Source organism: Mycobacterium saskatchewanense, assembly GCF_010729105.1.
GTDB classification, from domain to species: domain Bacteria; phylum Actinomycetota; class Actinomycetes; order Mycobacteriales; family Mycobacteriaceae; genus Mycobacterium; species Mycobacterium saskatchewanense.
This window is the reverse complement of the sequence record NZ_AP022573.1, coordinates 5,194,032-5,212,571: the sequence shown is the minus strand read 5'-3', so window position 1 is coordinate 5,212,571 and position 18,540 is coordinate 5,194,032. Positions and strand designations below refer to the sequence as shown.

Genomic DNA, 18,540 nt, shown 5'->3' with positions numbered 1-18,540 from the left:
ACGGGCTATGGCATGGCGTCGGCCGCCCCGGGGCCGCAATGGCGTGATCCGGCGGGCCGGAGGTCTGTGCTGTGCGGTGACGCTGCTGGCGGCCTGCTCGCATTCGAGCACTCCGGCCGCGCCGAGCAAGACGCCGGGGGTCGACGACATGATCGTCAGCGTCCAGGACGTGCGGCGCATCGCCGACGCGGACAGTCTCTCGCCACACTCCGAGGCGGACCTGCACAAGCCGCCGCCCGCGGACGCGAACGCACCGGGACCGTGCCGGGCGGTCGGCCACAACGACATCACCTTCGGTAGCGGCTGGTCGGAGTTCCGCAGTGCGGGCTATCACGGCGTCACCGACGACATCGAGCCGGGCGGCAACTCGATGATCAACGGGGTCACGCAGGCGGTCGGCCGCTATCCGAACACTGACGCGGCGCTCGGCGCCTTCCATCAGCTGGAAACAGCCGTGCAGGCTTGCAGCAACCTGCACGACCCGAACTACCAGTTCAACCTGGACAAGCCGGATCCCTCGACCCTGCGGATCACCGCCGACCAATGGACCCATCTGTATCGCACCAAGTCGGCGGTCATGGTCTCCGTGGGCGTGGTGGGACTGCAATCGGCGGACCAGATCGCCAACACCATCCTGCGGATGGTCACCGACCGCGTCAGCTAGCGCCTCAGCCGGCCGCGGCCCATGATTCGATGATCACCCGCGCAATCGAAATGGACCCCGGTAACAGCAATTTCGACTCTGACGAGCTGCTCCAATCCCCGGCCGCCAGCGCGGCGCGCACCTCGTCGCGCGTGAACCAGTGCGCCTCGGCGATCTCCCCGTCGTTGAACGAGAAGTCCTCGGCCGGGTCGCCGACGGCGTGGAAACCGACCATGAGCGAGCGCGGGAACGGCCACGGTTGGCTGCCCAGGTAGCGGACGTCATGGACGGTCAGGCCGATTTCCTCGCGGATCTCCCGGGCGACGCAGACCTCGAACGACTCGCCGGCCTCGACGAAGCCGGCCAGCAGAGAGAACATTCGCTCGGGCCACACCGCCTGGCGGGCCAGGACCGCGCGGTCGCCGCCGTCGTGCACCAGGCAGATCACCGCCGGGTCGATCCGCGGAAACTCCTCGTGGCCGGTGACCGGGTTGACCCGCGACCAGCCCGCCCGGGCGGGCCTGGTGGGTGAGCCGTCCACCGAGCTGAACCGCGCCCTGTCGTGCCAGTTCAGCAGCGCGATCGCCGACGACACCAGCTGGCTGCTGGTGTCGTCGAAGATCGGGCCAAGGCTCCGGAGGTTGACCACCTCGGCCTGCACGCTCGGATCCTCCGGCGCCTGTAGCGCCCCCCGGACGGCCCACACGTGCCGCCCGTCCTCGATGCGGCCGAGGAACACCGCATCCGGCGGCGGCTTGTCGGCGAGGCTGGCCGCCGAGCCGAGCACCACGCGGCCGTCGGCGACGAGTACCTGGTTGCGCGAATCCACCCGCAGCAGCGCGGCCTCCGCCCAGCCGGCGGTGGCCGCGTCGACGTCGGTGCGCAGTTGGTCGGCCCTGTCCGCACCGACGCGCGACAGCAATGGAATCTCGCGGAGCTGAAAGTCCACGGTCAGCCTTGCTCCGCCGCGCTTGCGATCGCCACTGAAACCGACCCGTGCCGACCCGCCGCGCCCGGCACCGCCGCGCTTGCGATCGCCACTGAAACCGACCCGTGCCGACCCGCCGCGCCCGGCACCGCCGGGCTTGCGATCGCCACTAGTGCCCCGCCGTCTTGATGTACAGCAGCCGGTCGGTCGGCTCGATGGCATCCACCTCCGGCGCGCCGATGCGCAGCAGGTGACCGTCGCGGACCACGCCGAGCACGATGTCACGCAGATGCCGAGGGGAGCCACCGATCTCGGCCTGCTCCACCTCCCGCTCGGCGATGGCCAGCCCGAAGTCGGGGGTCAGCAGGTCCTCGATCATCTCGACGACGCTGGGCGTGGTGGTGGCCAGGCCGAGCAGCCGGCCGGCCGTCTCGGAAGAGACCACCACCGAGTCCGCACCCGACTGCTGCAGCAGGTGCTGGTTCTCGGCCTCCCGGATCGATGCCACGATCTTGGCCTTGGGCGAGATCTCCCGCGCCGTCAACGTCACCAGCACCGCGGTGTCGTCGCGGTTCGTGGCGACGATGATCGACGCCGCGTGCTGCGCCCCCGCCAGCCGGAGCACGTCGAACTTGGTGGCATCACCGTGGACGGTGACCAGCCCCGCGGCGGCCGCGTTCTCTAGGGCGGTCCGGTCCGTGTCGACGACGACGATCTCGCCCTGAGCGGCCTCGTCACCAAGGATGGCGGCGACCGCCGTCTTTCCCTTGGTGCCATAGCCAATCACGATCGTGTGGTTGCGCACTCTGCTCCTCCAACGCTGAATCTTCCACGCCTGCCGGGACCGCTCCGAGAGCACCTCGAGCGTCGTGCCGACCAGCACGGCCAGGAACGCGATCCGCAGCGGCGTGAAGATCACCGTGTGCGTCAGGCGCGCGGTTTCAGTGTAGGGAGTGATGTCGCCGTAGCCAGTCGTCGACAACGACACCGCCGCGAAATACACGCAATCGAGGAAGGTCAGCCGCTCGCCCCGAACGTCGCGATAACCGTTGCGATCCAGGTAGACGATGACCGCGGCGGCGAACAACACCACCAAGGCGATGGCCACCCGGCGAGCGATGACGCGAAACGGACTGGCGTGCTCTTCCGGGATGCGCACGACGCCGACCAGCTGGTGGCCGGGCTGGGCGGCCAGCGTTTCATTCAGCCCCGCGAGTTTGCGCGACCTACCGTTGCCCACGTCGGCCCGTCATCGGCTTAACCGCAGTGGCGGAGACACGCACGTGTCATATGTAACCACGCTCGCGGGCCCGGCAGCAGCTGGGCGGCAGAGTCACACCTCGGCGGGCCGGTTACCGGCCGGGTCCGCCAGGAGCTCGGCCAGTTCCGCTTGACCCGGCAGCGCATCGGGGGCGACCGTCGTGCGGGTTCGCACGTAATAGAAGGCGGTGCGCACCGCCGACTCGGGGATCGCGGACAACGCGGCCCACGCCATGCGGTAGACGGCGAGCTGGACGGCGGCGTGCCGCAGGGCTTCGGCTCCGCGCGGGGGCTCGCCGGTTTTCCAGTCCACCACGGTGAAGCCCCCGTCGGGGTCGGCGAACACGGCGTCGATGCGGCCGCGCACCACGCGATCGCCGATCGGCATCTCGAACGGCACTTCGACCGCGGTCGGAGTCCTTGCCGCCCAGGGCGATTCGGTGAATGCCGCCTGCAACGCCGCCAGTTCCGTCGGCTCGCCGACCTCGGAGTCTGCTGCGCCCGGGAGATCTCCGAGGTCGAACAGCCACTCGGCGCCATAGAACTGTTGCACCCAGGCGTGGAAAGCACTGCCCAACTGTGCGTGCGGGTCGGGACGTGTCGGCAGCCGGTACAACAACCGTTGCGTGGCGGCCGCGGGGTCGCGGGCCAGGTCGACCAGACCGCTGACCGACACCTGCCCGGGCAGGCTGTGCACGGGCGGCGCGGCGGACCGTGCCCGCTCCGCCAGCAGCGCGTCGACGTCGGCGGCCCAGCCGTCGACGTCCTCCCCCGGCCCGGTGTCGCCGACCGACATCGCCTGGGCCACCAGCGCCGCGCCACGCTCGACGGCACCGCGACGCGCAGCCAACGGATCTGCCGGCCAGACCGCCTCGATCACGTTGTCCCGCAGCGGGTTCGGCTCCGCATCCGCAGGCGCAGGCGCCCATTGCTCGACCACTCCGCACGCCTCGCCGTCCGCAGCCGACTGGTCGATGACGTCCTTGAGCTCGCACAGGAAGTCCGACGGGCCGCGCGGCTTGGCCCCGGTGCCACCCCAATGGTGGCCGGACACCAGCAGGGTGTCTTCGGCCCGGGTGGCGGCCACGTAGAGCAGTCGGCGTTCCTCGTCGACACGGCGCTGGTCCAGCTGGCGGCGGTGCTCGGAGATCGTGTCCGACAACTGCTTTCGATTCGTCACCGAGGAAGTGTCCAATACCGGAATCCCGAGTGCCCCCGCCGAGGCGCGGTCGCCGCGCAACAACGGCGGCAGCTCGCCGGGATCGGTGAGCCAGCTGCTGCGCGACGCCGTGGACGGGAAAACGCCTCCCGACAAGTGCGCGACCGCCACCACCTGCCACTCCAGGCCCTTCGCCGAGTGCACGGTGAGTACCTGGACCCGGTCGCGTGCCACGGCCGCCGGCGCGGGAGGCAAGCCATTCTCGACGGTCTCCGCGGCGTCGAGGTAGGCCAGCAGGGCGGCCACCGAGGCATCGGTCCCACCGGCACCCGCCCGCTCGGCGTACCCGGCCACGACGTCGGCGAACGCGTCGAGGTGCTCGGCGCCGCTCCATCCGGCGTCGACGCCGGCCGCGGCCCGGGCCTCGCAGTCGACGCCCAGCACGCGGCGCACCTCAGCGACCAGGTCGGGCAGCGAATGGGCGAGGTGGCCACGCAGCGCGGTCAACTCGCCGGCGAGCGCCGCGATGCGCTGGTATCCCGCGAACGAGTAGGCGTCCGCGGCGCCCGGGTCGCTGATCGCGTCGGCCAGGCACACAGCGTCGGCGTCGGGACCCGCCGCCATCGCGATCGCCTCCGGCGACGCGGTGTCATCCGGGCCGCGTCGGCCGCCGAGTGCCTGCGCGCGACGCCACAGCGCGGCCACGTCCCGCCCGCCCAGCCGCCACCGCGGTCCGGTGATCATCCGCATCGCGGCCGCGCCCGCCGTCGGATCGGCGACCAACCGCAGCATCGCCACGACGTCGGCGACCTCGGGGATGGACAGCAACCCGGAAAGCCCCACCACTTCGACCGGGACGCCGCGGGCGGCGAGAGCGGCCGCGACGGGCGCCGCGTCGGCGTTGCGGCGCACCAGGACCGCGGCGGTGGGCGGGGCGACCCCTTCGGCACGGGCACGCTCGTACTCGCGGTGCACGTGGTCGGCGATCCAGTCCCGCTCGGCCTGAATATCCGGAAGAAGCGCGCACCGGACGGTGCCGGGGGGCGCGTCCGGGCGGGCGCGGAGAGCATGCACGGCGACCGAACGGCGCCGCGCCTCCGCCGAGATCGCGTTGGCCACGTGCAGGGTGCTCGGCGGATTGCGCCAGCTGGTCCGCAACTCCAGGATCGGCGCCGGGCTGCCGTCGGACTTCGGGAAGTCGGTGGTGAACCGCGGCAGATTGGTCGCCGAGGCACCACGCCAGCCGTAGATCGACTGGATGGGATCGCCGACGGCCGTCAGCGCCAGCCCGTCGTCGACGCCGCCGCCGAAGAGAGCCGCCAGGGCGATGCGCTGGGCATGCCCGGTGTCCTGGTACTCGTCGAGCAGCACCACCCGGTAGCGGTTGCGCAATTCCTCGCCGACCTGCGGAAAGGCCGCCGCCAATCGCGCCGCGGACGCCATCTGGGCGCCGAAGTCCATCACCTTGGCGGCGCACATGCGCTCCTGCAGCGCATCAAGCAGCGGCACCAGCTCGGCCCGTTCGGTCTGGGTGGACAGCAGCCGCAGCAGCCATTGACTCGGGCCCCGGTCGCGCTGATAGGGGCCGGCAGGCAGCGTGTGCACCAGGCGTTCGAGCTCGCCGTGGGTGTCGCACAGCTGGCCGGTGTCCACCAGGTGCTCGGCCAGCGCCCCCCAAAGCCGCAGCACCATCGAGGTGACCGCGGCCGGTGACTTGTCGGTGCGCAGCGCCCCGCCGTAGCGGTTGACCACGTCGAAAGCCAGTTGCCACAGCTCGGTTTCGCTGAGCAGCCGGGTGTCGGGCTCGACCGGCAGCAGGAGGCCGTGGTCGCGCAGCAGCGAACCGGCGAAGGCGTGGTACGTGCTGACCACCGGCGTTCCCGCCGTGTCCGCCGCCACCGCGCCGGCCGTCGTCAGGCCGATGCCCGCCAACCGGGCCAGCCGGGACCGGACGCGGCGCAACAGCTGACCGGCCGCCTTGCGGGTGAACGTCAACCCCAGCACCTGGCCGGGTTCGGCGTAACCGTTGGCGACGAGCCACACCACCCGCGCAGCCATCGTCTCCGTCTTGCCGGCGCCGGCGCCGGCGATCACGACCAGCGGTCCCGGCGGCGCGGCGATGACGGCGGCCTGCTCCGCCGTCGGCGCGAAAAGCCCAAGGGCGTCGGCCAACTCGGTCGGCGTGTAGCGCGGTTTCACAGCGGTCTCCTGTCCTCGGTGTGCGCCGGGCAACACGGCCGTATCGGGCAGTGCGTGCACCCGTCGTTGCGGCGCGCGACGAACTGCGGGCCCGCCGTCGCGTCGGCCGCCGCCCGGACGAGGTTGCGCCACTCGTCGCGGCCGGCCTCGGTCAGCGGGTCCTGCTGGCGTTCGGTGGCGCCCGCCGCCCCGGTCTTGCCGAGGTAGACCAGCCGCGCGCCGCCGGGCTCCGCATCGCGGGACCCGTCCGGAAGGAGACCCTCGGCCACCGCCAGCTGATACATGGTCAACTGGGCGTGTCGCTGCGCGTCGTCCTTGCTGACCGGCGTCTTGCCCGTCTTGATGTCGACGATCACCAGCCGGCCCGCCGCGTCGCGCTCCAGCCGGTCGACCCGGCCGCGGACCCGAACCTCGCCGCCGTCGTCGCGAACACTCGCCAGCGCCCCGTCAATGTCGACCTCGACGCCGACCTCGGTCAACTCGCCGCGGGTCCGGCGCCGCCACTCGACGAAAGCCTCGATCATGGCGCGGTGACGGGCCAACTCGTTGGCCGAGTGCCATTGGGCATCGAACGGCAGGTGCTTCCAGGCCCGCTCCAGCCCCGCCAACAACTCCGCATCCGCCCTGTCGGTTTCGGCGATCAGCGCGTGCACCACCGAGCCGATCGTGGACCGCAGGTCGCGCGCGTCGGTGCCGCCGTGCCGCTCGGCCAGCCACCGCAGCGGGCAGTCGTTGAGCGTCTGCAGGCTCGACGGGGTCAGCGTCACCGGGTCCTCCGGGGACCTCAGGGGTTCGTTGGTGCTGACCGGGACCAGGCCCTGCCATCCGGCCGGGTCGGCGCCCGGCACACCGGCCTTGGCCAACCGCGCCAATTGCGTTGCGGCGCAGCGGCGGGCGTCGTCGTCCACCGCCCCGTCAGGCGCACTCACGACGCCGCGCAACCGGCCCACCAGCGCCGCCGCCGAGAGCACCCGCGGGGCCGAGACGGGTTCCGGGGCGGGCGAAGCCGGGTCGTCCTCGGCCAGTTGCGCAAGCTCGTAGAAAAACTTCGACGGCAGCGCGGACTCCCCGTCGGCGCCGACGGCGTCGCCGTCGACCGCCGTCACCACCAGCCGGCGCCGGGCCCGGCCCATGGCCGCCACCAGCAGCCTGCGTTCCTCGGCCAGCAGCGGGGCCCGCACCGACGCGTCGTCGGTGACACCGTCCAGCACGTCGAGCAGCCGTTGGGTGCGCAGCACGCCACCGCGCGGAACGGTGTTGGGCCAGAGGCCTTCCTGCAGGCCGGCGATGACCACCACGTCCCATTCGTGCCCGAGCGCGGCGTGTGCGCTGAGCACCCGCACCTGCTCGGCCGCGCTCACCGGGTCGGGGTTGCCACTCGGCAGCCGCAGCGCCGAGACGTGTTCGACCAGACCCCGCAGCGACGCGCCGGGCGTGCGAGCGACGTAGTCGTCGGTGACGTCGAACAGCGCCGTCACCGCCTCCAGATCCCTGGCGGCCTGGGCGCCCGCCGGCCCGCCCCGCTCGGCGGCCGACAGCCAGCGGCGCTGCAGCCCGGAGCGCTGCCACGCGGCCCACAGGGCGTAGCGCGGATCGCCCCCGACGGAAGGGGCGCCCGGCTTCGCGACGTCCGCGGCCGCGGTGAGCACCGCCCGCACCCGCTGCAGCGCGCGGGCCTGGGCACCCGCGGGCGTCCGGTCACCGGTCAGCGCCTCGACCAGCAGGCCGCCGAAGTCGCCCGGTGAGCGATCGGGGTTGGCGCGCTGCAGGGTTCGGCGCAGCTGCCGCAGGGAAATCGGGTCGACCCGGCCGATCGGTCCGGTCAGCAACGCCAGCGCCCGGTCACCGTCCAATCCGTGAACGGTGGCCGCCAGGACGGTCAGCAGCGCCCGGGCCGCCGGCTCAGCCGACAGCGCTCCCCCGGCGGCGGGCGCCGCCACCGGGACGCCGGCGGCGGCCAGGGCGCGGGGCAACCGAGCGGCGGACCGCGGCACCGAGCGGACGAGCACCGCCATCCGCGACCAGGGCACGCCATCGATCAGGTGGGCACGAAGCAGCGTGTCGGCGATCACCGCCGCCTCCGCGTGGGCCGACGCGGCCAGGCGCGCGACGACGGACCCCTCGTCGTCGCCGGTGCCCTCGATCCGCTTGCCACCGCTGCCGCCGGGCAGCCGGCGCGCGACGGCGGTCACGGCGCGGGCCACCGCCGGAGCGCAGCGATGCGACAGCGTCAGCGTCACCGAGGGGGAATCGTCGGCGAGCAACCCGCTCAGCTCCCCACCCCGGAAGCCGAACACCGCTTGATTGGGATCACCGGCCAGCAACGCGAGGTCGGCGCCCGCCGCGAGCACCCTGACCAGCTGGGCCGCCTGCGGGTCGAGTTGTTGCGCGTCATCGACCAGCAAGACCCGGACGCGGGCGCGCTCGGCGGCCAGTAACTCCGGTTCGATCGCGAAGGCTTCCAGCGCGGCGCCGACGAGTTCGGCGGCGCCGAGCGCCGGCGTCGTGGCCTCCGGCGCCGCCGTCCCGACCGCCGCCCGCAGCAGCATCACCTGCTCGTACTGGCGCGCGAACTGGCCGGCGGCGACCCATTCCGCGCGCCGGCAACGCCGGCCCAGCCGCTCGAGGGCCTGCGGATCCACCCCGCGTTCGGCGCAGCGGGCCAACAGGCTGCGCAGTTCGGTGGCGAACCCGGCGGTGCTCAGGGCCGGGCGCAGATGCGCCGGCCAGGCGACGGCGGCCCGCGGTCCGTCTTCGAGGTCGCCGGCCAGCAGCTCCCGGATGATGGCGTCCTGTTCGGCGCTGGTGACCAACCGCGGCGGTGCCTCACCGCCCCGCTGGGCGGCCCGCCGCAAGACCGCGTACGCGTAGCTGTGCACGGTGCGTACCAACGGCTCGCGGACGGCGGTCCGCGCCGATCCGGCGGCGCTCGCCCGCAGCAGCGCCGTCGTCAAGGCAGTACGTTCCCGCGTCCCGATGCGGCCCGACCCGGTAAGCAGCAGAACCGATTCCGGTGGGGCCCCGGCCCGGATGCGGCCGACCGCCGCGTCGACCAGCAGGCTGCTCTTCCCGGTGCCGGGGCCGCCCAGCACCCGCACCAACCCGCGAACGCCGGGCGCCAGGAGGGTGGCCGCCCCGTCGTCCCAGGTGTATGACATGGGCTGCATGCAACCACTGCGGTACGACAAGTCGGCCCACGATGCGCCGCTCCCGGTGGATCCTAGGGTGGAGGGGTGCACGTCGTTAGTGCAGTCGTTAGGTCAGTGGCCAACTCAAGGCCTGAAGAAAAAGGCCCGAGGAATGGGTAAGGAGGGATTCTGATCGTGGAGAACGTCGATCGCGGCTTTCCCGACGACGACGCGCCGGAAGGCGACGCCGTCGAGCAACAGCAACCCGTCGATCTGGACGACGAGGTGGGCTTGGACACCAGTTATCTGACCGCGGGGGAACGCGAGGCCAACGAGGCCGACGTGATGGAGCAGGCGTTCATCGTTCCGGCGGAGGATGATTGGGACGACAATCGCTGAGCCGGGGGCCGCGGGCCTGCACGTGCATCGCTATGGTCCGCCGGGCGCGGTGCACGTCCTCGCGATCCACGGCCTGACCGGCCACGGGCAGCGCTGGGAGCACCTGGCCGGCTACCTGCCCGGGCTGGCCATCGCCGCGCCGGATCTGCTCGGTCACGGTCGGTCGTCGTGGGCTGCGCCGTGGACGATCGACGCCAACGTCGCCGCGCTGGCCGCGCTGCTCGACGAGCAAGCCGAGGCGCCCGTCGTGGTGGTCGGCCACTCGTTCGGCGGTGCGCTCGCGATGCACCTGGCCGCGGCCCGGCCCGAACTCGTGGCGGCCCTGTTGCTGCTCGACCCCGCGGTGGGGCTGGACGGCGGTCGGATGGGCGACATCGCCGAGGCGATGCTGTCCTCCCCGGACTACCCGGACGCCGGGGAGGCCCGCATGGAGAAGGCGACGGGCTCCTGGTCGGATGTGGACCCGGCGCTGCTCGACGCCGAGATCGATGAGCACCTGGTCCAATTGCCCACCGGGCGGTACGGCTGGCGCGTCAGCCTGCCGGCGATGATGTCGTACTGGAGCGAGCTGGCGCGGCCAGTCGTGCTGCCCCCCGCCGGCACGACGACGACGCTGGTGCGAGCGAAGCAGACCACGCCGCCCTACGTCAGCGACCAACTCGTCGCGGGGCTGCACGAGCGCCTGGGATCCGATTTCACGGTGCTCGATTTCGACTGCAACCACATGGTGCCCTACGCGAGGCCCGCCGAAGTCGCCGCGCTGGTCCGCGAGTTGGCCGGGGCAGGCTGACCGTGGCGCCGGTGACCGAGCAGCAGGTCGAGCGCGTGCGTTCGCTGGTCGCGTCGATTCCGGCCGGCCGGGTCGCCACCTACGGCGACATCGCCGACGTGGCAGGGCTTTCCAGCCCGCGCATCGTCGGGTGGATCATGCGGACGGACTCCTCGGACCTGCCGTGGCACCGCGTGATCACCGCATCAGGGCGCCCGGCCCAGCACCTGAGAACCAGGCAGCTGGAGTTGTTGCGGGCCGAAGGGGTCCTGGCCGTTGACGGCAAGGTGGCGCTGCACCAAGTCCGTCACACGTTCGCGGACTGAGGGCGTCCGCCGCCTCCTAGAGGATCAGCCGGACGAGGGCCGCCGTGCGCGCCAGACCGGGAAACGCCTCGGCGGTCGAGCGCGGGTGCAGCGCGTGGACGGCCAATCGAAACATCAACGCCCGCAACAACATCTGTGGCCATTCCGGCAGCGCGCTCCAACGCTCGATCAGCCCGTCGTCGGCCTCGCCCCACGAAAGGGCATCCACGACAACCACCCCGGCGGCCCAGGAGGCCGGCCGCCAGTAGGGCGTGATGTCGGTGATCCCGGGCGCCGCTGTACCGACGAAAAGCACTGTGCCGTAGAGATCACCGTGGACCAGCTGGTTGGGGCTCCTGGTCGGCTTGCGCAACGTGGCGAGTTGGTTGATCAGCTCGACGGATCGCTCGGCGTCCGCCGACGGCGGGGCGGTCCGCGCGCCCGGCGGCACCGACGCCAGCGGCCGCTCCTCCCACGCGGCACGGTCGGCGGCGATGAAGACGTCGACCTCTCCCCACGGCGCGGTCGGGCCCTGCGTCAGGAAGCGGGGCCGTTCGAGTTTGCCTGTCGCCTCGTGCAGCCGCACCGCCGCCGAGACCACTTCGTCGTGTCGGGGTTCGGGGACGCCCGCGACGAACGTGTCCGCCCGCCAGCCCGACACCACATAGCGACCGTCGGTCGAGCGCACGGGCCGGGCCAGCCGAACCCCGTCGACGAACAGCGTCTCGCGCACCCGGGCCGACCAGGCCGCACGCGCGTGATCGGCCACGATGGACAGGACGACTTCGCCGCATCGCCAGCCGCCCTCCCAGCCGGGCCCCAGCGCGACGGGCTGCACACCTTTCAAGCCGAACGCCGACAGGACATGCTCCGGCGGTGGCTCGACAATCACATGCGTAGCGTAATAGAGGGCCACCACGGCGACCGCAAGCGCGGCGGAGCCGGGCGCGGCGGGTCGCCGCCAGCCAACCAGCGGCGACCGCAAGCGCGGCGGAGCCGGGCGCGGCGGGTCGCCGCCAGGCAAGCCCGCGGGCCGGATCAGTACATGACCATGTCGGGCTGCATTTGCTCGGCCCAGGCGACGATGCCCCCCTGCAGATGCACGGCATCGCTAAATCCGGCCTTCCTGACCGTGGCGAGCGCCTCGGCCGAGCGGACGCCCGTCTTGCAGTACAGGACTGCCATGCGGTCCTGCGGCAGCCTTGCGAGCCCCTCCCCGGTGCTGAGCAGCGACGAGGGAACGAGCTGGGCGCCGTCGATGTGCACGATGTCCCACTCGGCGGGCTCGCGCACGTCGATCAGGGCCAGCTGGGTGCCGGAATCCAGCAACTCGCGCAGCTCCCGCGGGGTGATCGACGAGCCGCCCTCGGGGACGCCCGTGCCGGCGGTGGCCACACCGCAGAGTTGCTCATAGTCGACGAGCTCGGTGATCTTGGGCCGGAACGCGTCGGACGGGTCCCTGCGGATCGCGATCGTGCGGTACGTCATCTCCAGGGCGTCATAGATCATCAACCGGCCCAGCAGCGATTCGCCGAGCCCGGTGATGAGCTTGATCGCCTCGGTCCCCATCACAGAAGCGATGGAGGCACAGACGATCCCGAGCACGCCACCCTCGGCGCACGACGGCACCGAGCCGGGCGGGGGCGGCTCCGGGTAGAGGTCGCGGTAGTTCAGCCCTCGCCCGCCGGGCGCGTCCTCCCAGAACACCGACACCTGGCCCTCGAATCGGAAGATCGACCCCCACACGTAGGGCTTCCCGGCCAGCACCGCGGCGTCGTTCACCAGGTACCGGGTGGCGAAGTTGTCGGTGCCGTCGATGATCAGGTCGTACCGCCCGAACAGCTCCACCGCGTTGGTCGCATCCAGCCTGACCTCGTGCAGGCGCACGTCGACCAGCGGGTTGACCGCCGCGATCGAGTCGCGCGCGGACCGGGCCTTGGGATGCCCGACGTCGGCCACCCCATGGATGATCTGCCGCTGCAGGTTGGACTCGTCGACGACGTCGAAGTCGACGATGCCGATGGTGCCGACGCCGGCGGCGGCCAGGTACAGCAACGTCGGCGCCCCGAGACCGCCCGCGCCGATCACCAGCACCCGGGCATTCTTGAGGCGCTTCTGCCCGTCCACCCCCAGGTCCGGGATGATCAGATGGCGGCTGTAGCGGGCCACCTCCTCGCGGCTCAGCGCGGCCGCGGGTTCCACCAGCGGCGGCAGCGATGTCTGGGGTTTCACACCGAACATCTCCCGGTTTCTCTAGCGTTCTCTGCGCCCGTTCACAATCCATCTCAGCAGGACTCCGAATGCGCGGCAACGAGGCTGCGCTGGCTGCGGCGAGCCTGCGCACAGATCGTGGCTCACCCGGGCAGATTCATACGGTCAGTGCAACATCCCTAGTTTTGGAGGTTGCAATGCCGACTGGATATCGGGCTCCGCGGGAGTTGCGCTGGCTGTTTTTTGATCTCGTCTGCTCGGGGACGTCGGTGTGGGAGGCCGAACGGCAGCTGGGCGTGTCGCGCAACGTCGGGGCAGCGTGGTGGCGCAAGGCTGGGGCAATGAAGGTGCAGATTGGCGGACGGGGTCGACGTGGTCTACTCCAACCGGGCAACATGTCGTTGCCCGGTGGCCGAGGTCATCGGCTCAGTGTCGAAGAACGTGTCGAGATCATGCGTGCGCGCGATGCCGGCCTCAGTGACGCCGAGATCGCTGAGCGGCTCGACCGCGACCGATCCACGATCTACCGCGAGACGCGGCGTAATCGCAACGCCGACGGGGATTACCACGCCCTGATGGCTCATGCGCGGGCCGCTGAGAAGGCTCGCCGGCCGAAGAATTTCAAGCTCATTGACAACCCGTTATGCGCAGCGATCGAGGCCTGGATGGACCAGGGGTGGAGCCCGAAACTGATCGCTGATGTGTTGGCCCGCGATCATCGCGATGACAAGCTGGCAACAGTGAGCCACGAAACCATCTACCAATGCCTGTATGTGCAGACCCGTGGCAGTCTGCGCGCTGATCTGCACCGGTGTTTGTCCACTAAGCGGTCGGCCCGCAAGTCGCGCGGTCACGTCGATAGCCGCAGCGGGTCTACAGCAGCGGTGAGGAGTTCACCATCGCCGAGCGGTCGCCGAAGCCGAAGACCGGGCGGTTCCCGGGCATTGGGAAGGTGATCTGATCGTCGGCCCGAACAACAGCGCTATTGGCACCCTGGTCGAACGCACGACCCGGTTCACCTTGCTGCTGCACCTGCCTGGCGACCACACCGCCGAGACCGTATCTACCGCGATGATCGCCGCGATGAGCCAATTGCCCGAGCATCTACGCCGTTCGATCACCTGGGATCGCGGCTCGGAGATGGCCCGCTGGAAAGACATCCACCTCCAGCTAAAAACTCCGGTGTATTTCTGCAATCCGCATTCGCCCTGGCAGCGCGGCACCAACGAGAACACCAACCGGCTGCTGCGGTTCTGGTTCGAAAAGGGCAGCGATCTCAGCGGCTACACCCCAGCCGACCTCAAACGCATCCAAGACACCCTTAACCGACGACCTCGACCCACCCTCGACCTCGACACGCCAGCTCAGCGGCTGGCAGCCCTCCTCGAGCAGGCAGCCTGAACACCCTGTTGCACTAACCACTTGACTTTGAGCCGCAGTTGTACGCCGAGGCCGCAGGCTTGACGCCAGAGCCGCAGGCTCGGCGCCCGGGATGGGAAAAGCGGGGTCAGGCGATCGGGTAGGGCCAGGGGTTGAAGCGGCAGGTCTTCCCGTCGGCCTTGACAACGTCGGGGTCGAACTTGGCGGCGTCATCGTTGGACGTGGAGAACGTCTGCTGCATCATGACCGGCGCCAGCCCGCCCTGCACGTCGCAGGCCTCGTGGCGCACGTACCCGATGGCGTGGCCGACCTCGTGGTTGATCACGTACTGCCGGTAGGAGCCGACGTCTCCCTCGAACGGCACGGCCCCGCGGATCCAGCGCGCCTCGTTGATGAAGACGCGCGATTGGCGGTCCGCCCCGAACGACGGGTTGTAGCAGGACGTTTCGAGCCGGAACTCGTAGCCGCACCCTTCGCGGACGGTCACCGGGGACACCAGCGAGATGCGGAAGTCGGGCTTCCCGCCGGTGCTGTCGTCGATGCGGATGAACGCGAACTGCGGGTTGTGCGTCCAGCCCTTCGGGTTGGCGAGCGTCTGATCGACCATCTGGCCGAATGCGGGATCGCCGCCGAACATCGTGGCATCGATGCCGTTTTCGACCTCGACGGTGTACCGGAAGACCTTGGCCGTGCCCTGGCCGAACTGCGGGGTCGTCCCGGGGACGACATGCCAGGTCTTGTCGCCCGCCTCGGTGAAGGGGCCGCCGTCGGGCAGGGTTCCGGCGGGCAGGTTGGCGTCGAACGCCGCGAGCCCGCGCGGCGGCGCGTCGATGATCGCGGTGCCCACCGCGCCGATGGCGGGCGGGGCCTGGATGGACCGGGTCGCCGCCGGTTTCGTCGCGCTGGTGCCGGTGACCGTCTGGTAGATCACGACGGCGGTGAGCACTGCCAGCACGGGCAACGCGTACGCGCGCCAGCCGTACGTCGAGACGAACCGGCCCAGCCACGTTTGCTTGCGCCACTGGCGCGGCCGCTCGCGGTCGGCGCGCACCCGTCCCCCGTCCCGCCCGATCGGGTCGCGCAGCGCGCGCAGTGGTTCTCGCCACTCGTCGCGTAGCACCGGCACCCGACCGGTGCCGCGCACAGGTCGCTGCGACGTCATTTCCCCAGGATGGCACAGCTTCGACGGCCGCCGCCCTTGGCGCGCCCGAGCGGGCCGCACGACACCCCTTCTGCCAGCGGAGACGGCTTCCATAACGATCGTCAGCACGCCGCGAGTAGTAAGGTCGGTGCGACGAGCGCGGCTGGCCCCGACGGGAAACGGTCAGTCGCCAGGACCGGATGGGGACTCGATGAGCGATCTCGCCAAGACGGCGGCGCGCCGTGCCGTCAGAGCGAACGACCGCGTCCGGCCCGAGGGTGCGTCGGCCCAGAACCGCCGCGGCAACCGACTGCCCCGCGACGAGCGCCGCGGCCAGCTGTTGGTGGTCGCCAGCGACGTCTTCGTGGACCACGGTTACCACGCGGCCGGAATGGACGAGATCGCCGAGCGCGCGGGCGTCAGCAAACCCGTTCTGTATCAGCACTTTTCCAGCAAGCTCGAGCTGTACCTGGCCGTTCTTGCCCGGCACGTCGAGAATCTGGTGTCCGGGGTGCAGCAGGCACTGCGCACCACGACCGACAACCGGCAGCGGCTACACGCCGCGGTCCAGGCGTTCTTCGACTTCATCGAGCACGACAGCCAGGGCTACCGCCTGATCTTCGAGAACGACTATGTCACCGAGCCCGAGGTCGCCGCGCAGGTGCGCGTGGCCACCGAATCCTGCACCGACGCGGTGTTCGCGCTGATCAGCGCCGACTCCGGCCTCGATCCGCACCGTGCCCGGATGATCGCCGTCGGGCTGGTCGGCATCAGCGTCGACTGCGCCCGCTATTGGCTCGACTCCGACCGCCCGATCTCGAAGTCGGACGCCGTCGAGGGCACCGTGCAGTTCGCTTGGGGCGGGCTGTCACACGTGCCGCTTACTCGCTCTTAGCGACCTTGGCGGCCAGCCGCGCCGCCTCCGCACCGATGCCGAAGCCGACCCGCCGCGCGTCCGGGGCGCCGATCTCGACGTAGGCGATCTTCTTGCTGTCCACCAGGAAGCGACGGCCCTTCTCGTCGCTGAGACTGAGCAGGCCGGACGCCTGGCTCAGCGCGGCGGTCACCAGTTCCTCGACTTCGGCCGGCGTCTGCGCGCTGGAGATGACCAGCTCGCGCGGACTGTCCGTGATACCAATCTTGACCTCCACGGTCACCCCTCTTCCAATGGCGTTTGAAGTCGCAGACCCGTCAGCAGCAGGCTAGTGGACGGGGATACCCCGCGCCGCGCCCCGGCCCCACCGCATGGTTCGCGGTAAGCGAAACGGGGTCGCGCGCAGGTAACGATTCGCTTGCAGGTGGGTCGACAGTCGCGCGCAGCGCCGCACCCCTGGTTTCACATCATTACCTTCGGCACCATGGGTACCACACTGCCCCGCCTTGACGAGCCTCGCCGCGACGACCGATTCCGGGACTACCCCGACGACGACGCCTGGGAGACCGACGACACCGACTCCTTGCCAGCCGACGACTACGACTGGACGGGCTGGCCCGCCGAGTTTCGCTGGCGCTCCGTCGCGGCGCTGCTGGGCGCCGTGGTGGCGATCGGCGCCATCGCGACCGCGGTCATCGTCAACAGCGGCGACAGCGCGTCCACCAAGGCCACGGTGGTTCCGCCGATACCGCAAACGTCGACCTCCGCTCCCCCGTCACCCGGGGCCACCAACCCGCCCAGCGCGTCCGCGAGTCCCAGCCCGGCGTCGCAGCTGCCGCCCGAGACGGTCACCACCGTGCCGCCGCGCAGCGCGCCGACGAACACGCTGCCCCCGCAGGCCCTGGTGCCGACGGCGACCGCCGCGCCGGCACCGGCCGTCCCACCGCCGACCGCCGCGATCAACCCACGCACCGTCGTCTACACCGTGACCGGCTCGAAGCAGCTCCTGGACCTGGTCAACATCGTCTACACCGATGCCCGCGGCTACCCGCAGACCGAGTTCAACGTGTCGCTGCCCTGGTCGAGGATGATCGTGCTGAACCCCGGGGTCCAGACGGTGTCGGTGGTCGCGACCAGCTTCTACGGCCAGCTGAATTGCTCGGTGGTCAACGCCGCCGGTCAAACGGTGGTGGCGTCCGCGAACAACAGCAATCTGGCGACCTGCACGCGCTGAGCGGCTTTACGCCAGCCCCAGCTCGTTCATTCGCCGGTCGTGGGTCTGCTGTAACCGGTCGAAGAACGCGTGCAGCTGGCCCAGCCCTCCGGCGCCCGACAGGACCAGGTCGACCAGCTCGTCGTGGTCGGCGAGCACGTACTGGGTCTGGGTGATCGCCTCACCGAACAGCCGGCGCGACCAGAGCGCCAGCCGGCTGCGCTGCTTGCCGCTCGTGGTCACCGCGGCGCGCACCTCGGCGACGACGAACTGCGAGTGCCCGGTCTCGGCCAGCGCCGCCCGCACGACGTCGGCCACCTCGTCGGGCAGCCCGTCGGCGATCTCCAGGTACAGGTCGGCGGCCAGCGCGTCGCCGACGTAAGTCTTCACCAAGGCTTCCAGCCACGTACTCGGCATCGTCAGCCGGTGGTAATTCTCAAGCGCGGAAACGTATTTCGACATCGCCACCACAACGTCGACGCCACGGCGCTCCAGCGCGTCGCGCAGCAGCTCGTAGTGGCCCATCTCGGCGGCGGCCATGCTCGCCATCGAGATCCGGCCGCGAAGGTCGGGCGCCATCCGCGCCTCGTCTGTGAGCCGGTAGAACGCCGCGATCTCGGCGTATGCCAGGACGGCGAACAGCTCATTGACGCCGGGATGATCGGCCGTCAGCAGTAGCGGGGCGTCCGCCCGGTCGGCTTCCAGATCGGCTTCGGAGGGCTGCCAGGAGGACCGGGTCATGGCAACACTCTAGTCGGCGAATCCGCCGGTTCATGGGGGCCGGCTGTCGACCAGCTATCATGGGCTTAGGTATTGGCATGCCCGTTACCGCCATTACCGGCGAAATGTGCGTGCACGTGCTGGCCCGCCTGGATTGGGCCCGCTCAGATCGAACCTCGGACTGAGCGAGGGGCCGGCGACTCGGCGACGT

Annotated in this window: 15 protein-coding genes and 1 pseudogene; 7 read left to right on the top strand and 9 right to left on the bottom strand. The window is 70.8% G+C overall.

All coding sequences use genetic code 11. From position 1 onward, the window contains the following. Positions 1 to 7 precede the first annotated feature (7 nt). Positions 8 to 664, top strand: coding sequence for a sensor domain-containing protein (locus tag G6N56_RS24385; RefSeq protein WP_085257927.1), 657 nt, complete (start codon positions 8 to 10; stop codon positions 662 to 664). A gap of 4 nt (positions 665 to 668) precedes the next feature. Here the strand turns inward: G6N56_RS24385 and nudC are convergent, their stop codons facing one another. The 4 genes from nudC to G6N56_RS24360 form a co-directional block, all read right to left on the bottom strand. After that, the gene (gene nudC, locus G6N56_RS24380) at positions 669 to 1,592 is read right to left on the bottom strand and encodes an NAD(+) diphosphatase (RefSeq protein WP_085257928.1); all 924 of its coding nucleotides are present in this window, start codon (positions 1,590 to 1,592) and stop codon (positions 669 to 671) included. 148 nt (positions 1,593 to 1,740) lie between these two features. Next, positions 1,741 to 2,811, bottom strand: a complete 1,071-nt coding sequence (locus G6N56_RS24370) for a potassium channel family protein (protein ID WP_085257930.1) — start codon at positions 2,809 to 2,811, stop codon at positions 1,741 to 1,743. 93 nt (positions 2,812 to 2,904) lie between these two features. After that, positions 2,905 to 6,222, bottom strand: coding sequence for an ATP-dependent helicase (locus tag G6N56_RS24365; RefSeq protein WP_408632714.1), 3,318 nt, complete (start codon positions 6,220 to 6,222; stop codon positions 2,905 to 2,907). Next, the gene (locus G6N56_RS24360) at positions 6,186 to 9,347 is read right to left on the bottom strand and encodes an ATP-dependent DNA helicase (RefSeq protein ID WP_085257938.1); all 3,162 of its coding nucleotides are present in this window, start codon (positions 9,345 to 9,347) and stop codon (positions 6,186 to 6,188) included. Before G6N56_RS24360 ends, G6N56_RS24365 begins: the two co-directional genes overlap by 37 nt. 165 nt (positions 9,348 to 9,512) lie before the next feature. On the opposite strand from G6N56_RS24360, the gene G6N56_RS24355 reads away from it, so the two are divergent. From G6N56_RS24355 to G6N56_RS24345, 3 genes are read left to right on the top strand one after another with little or no spacing between them, the layout of a single operon-like run. After that, positions 9,513 to 9,716 (top strand): Rv3202a family protein, encoded by a 204-nt coding sequence (locus tag G6N56_RS24355; protein WP_085257931.1) that lies wholly within the window; start codon positions 9,513 to 9,515, stop codon positions 9,714 to 9,716. Then, positions 9,694 to 10,506 carry an alpha/beta fold hydrolase gene (locus G6N56_RS24350; protein WP_085257932.1) on the top strand — a complete coding sequence of 271 codons (813 nt, stop codon included), beginning with the start codon at positions 9,694 to 9,696 and terminating at the stop codon, positions 10,504 to 10,506. Before G6N56_RS24355 ends, G6N56_RS24350 begins: the two co-directional genes overlap by 23 nt. Positions 10,507 to 10,508: 2 nt before the next feature. Continuing rightward, positions 10,509 to 10,811, top strand: coding sequence for an MGMT family protein (locus G6N56_RS24345; RefSeq protein ID WP_085257933.1), 303 nt, complete (start codon positions 10,509 to 10,511; stop codon positions 10,809 to 10,811). A gap of 16 nt (positions 10,812 to 10,827) precedes the next feature. Here the strand turns inward: G6N56_RS24345 and G6N56_RS24340 are convergent, their stop codons facing one another. Both G6N56_RS24340 and moeZ read right to left on the bottom strand, forming a co-directional pair. After that, the gene (locus G6N56_RS24340) at positions 10,828 to 11,682 is read right to left on the bottom strand and encodes a TIGR02569 family protein (protein WP_085257939.1); all 855 of its coding nucleotides are present in this window, start codon (positions 11,680 to 11,682) and stop codon (positions 10,828 to 10,830) included. A gap of 146 nt (positions 11,683 to 11,828) precedes the next feature. Continuing rightward, positions 11,829 to 13,022 (bottom strand): adenylyltransferase/sulfurtransferase MoeZ, encoded by a 1,194-nt coding sequence (moeZ, locus tag G6N56_RS24335; RefSeq protein ID WP_232069143.1) that lies wholly within the window; start codon positions 13,020 to 13,022, stop codon positions 11,829 to 11,831. 176 nt (positions 13,023 to 13,198) lie between these two features. On the opposite strand from moeZ, the pseudogene G6N56_RS24330 reads away from it, so the two are divergent. Further along, positions 13,199 to 14,402 (top strand): annotated as a pseudogene (locus tag G6N56_RS24330) (IS30 family transposase). Positions 14,403 to 14,508: 106 nt separating this feature from the next. On the opposite strand, the gene G6N56_RS24325 reads toward G6N56_RS24330, so the two are convergent. Continuing rightward, a complete protein-coding gene (locus G6N56_RS24325; RefSeq protein WP_163645169.1) occupies positions 14,509 to 15,543 on the bottom strand; it encodes a DUF3152 domain-containing protein in 1,035 nt (344 codons plus the stop codon). A gap of 190 nt (positions 15,544 to 15,733) precedes the next feature. On the opposite strand from G6N56_RS24325, the gene G6N56_RS24320 reads away from it, so the two are divergent. Continuing rightward, entirely contained in the window at positions 15,734 to 16,417 is a 684-nt protein-coding gene (locus tag G6N56_RS24320) for an HTH-type transcriptional activator FasR (protein ID WP_085254192.1), read from the top strand. Here the strand turns inward: G6N56_RS24320 and G6N56_RS24315 are convergent. Continuing rightward, complete coding sequence (locus tag G6N56_RS24315; protein ID WP_180150407.1) at positions 16,404 to 16,679, bottom strand: DUF3107 domain-containing protein; 276 nt, start codon at positions 16,677 to 16,679, stop codon at positions 16,404 to 16,406. The two genes, G6N56_RS24320 and G6N56_RS24315, sit on opposite strands and share 14 nt — an antisense overlap. 201 nt (positions 16,680 to 16,880) lie before the next feature. On the opposite strand from G6N56_RS24315, the gene G6N56_RS24310 reads away from it, so the two are divergent. After that, the gene (locus tag G6N56_RS24310) at positions 16,881 to 17,630 is read left to right on the top strand and encodes an MmpS family transport accessory protein (protein ID WP_085254193.1); all 750 of its coding nucleotides are present in this window, start codon (positions 16,881 to 16,883) and stop codon (positions 17,628 to 17,630) included. A gap of 6 nt (positions 17,631 to 17,636) precedes the next feature. Here the strand turns inward: G6N56_RS24310 and G6N56_RS24305 are convergent, their stop codons facing one another. Then, the gene (locus tag G6N56_RS24305; protein WP_085254194.1) at positions 17,637 to 18,350 is read right to left on the bottom strand and encodes a ferritin-like fold-containing protein; all 714 of its coding nucleotides are present in this window, start codon (positions 18,348 to 18,350) and stop codon (positions 17,637 to 17,639) included. Between the last annotated feature and the right edge of the window lie 190 nt (positions 18,351 to 18,540).

Excerpts from the sequence above, each read along its gene's own strand:
- G6N56_RS24385 (WP_085257927.1), top strand. The coding sequence starts at position 8 with ATGGCATGGCGTCGGCCGCCCCGGGGCCGCAATGGCGTGATCCGGCGG.
- G6N56_RS24360 (WP_085257938.1), bottom strand. The coding sequence starts at position 9,347 with ATGTCATACACCTGGGACGACGGGGCGGCCACCCTCCTGGCGCCCGGC.
- G6N56_RS24350 (WP_085257932.1), top strand. The coding sequence starts at position 9,694 with ATGATTGGGACGACAATCGCTGAGCCGGGGGCCGCGGGCCTGCACGTG.
- G6N56_RS24325 (WP_163645169.1), bottom strand. The coding sequence starts at position 15,543 with ATGACGTCGCAGCGACCTGTGCGCGGCACCGGTCGGGTGCCGGTGCTA.
- G6N56_RS24320 (WP_085254192.1), top strand. The coding sequence starts at position 15,734 with ATGAGCGATCTCGCCAAGACGGCGGCGCGCCGTGCCGTCAGAGCGAAC.
- G6N56_RS24310 (WP_085254193.1), top strand. The coding sequence starts at position 16,881 with ATGGGTACCACACTGCCCCGCCTTGACGAGCCTCGCCGCGACGACCGA.
- G6N56_RS24305 (WP_085254194.1), bottom strand. The coding sequence starts at position 18,350 with ATGACCCGGTCCTCCTGGCAGCCCTCCGAAGCCGATCTGGAAGCCGAC.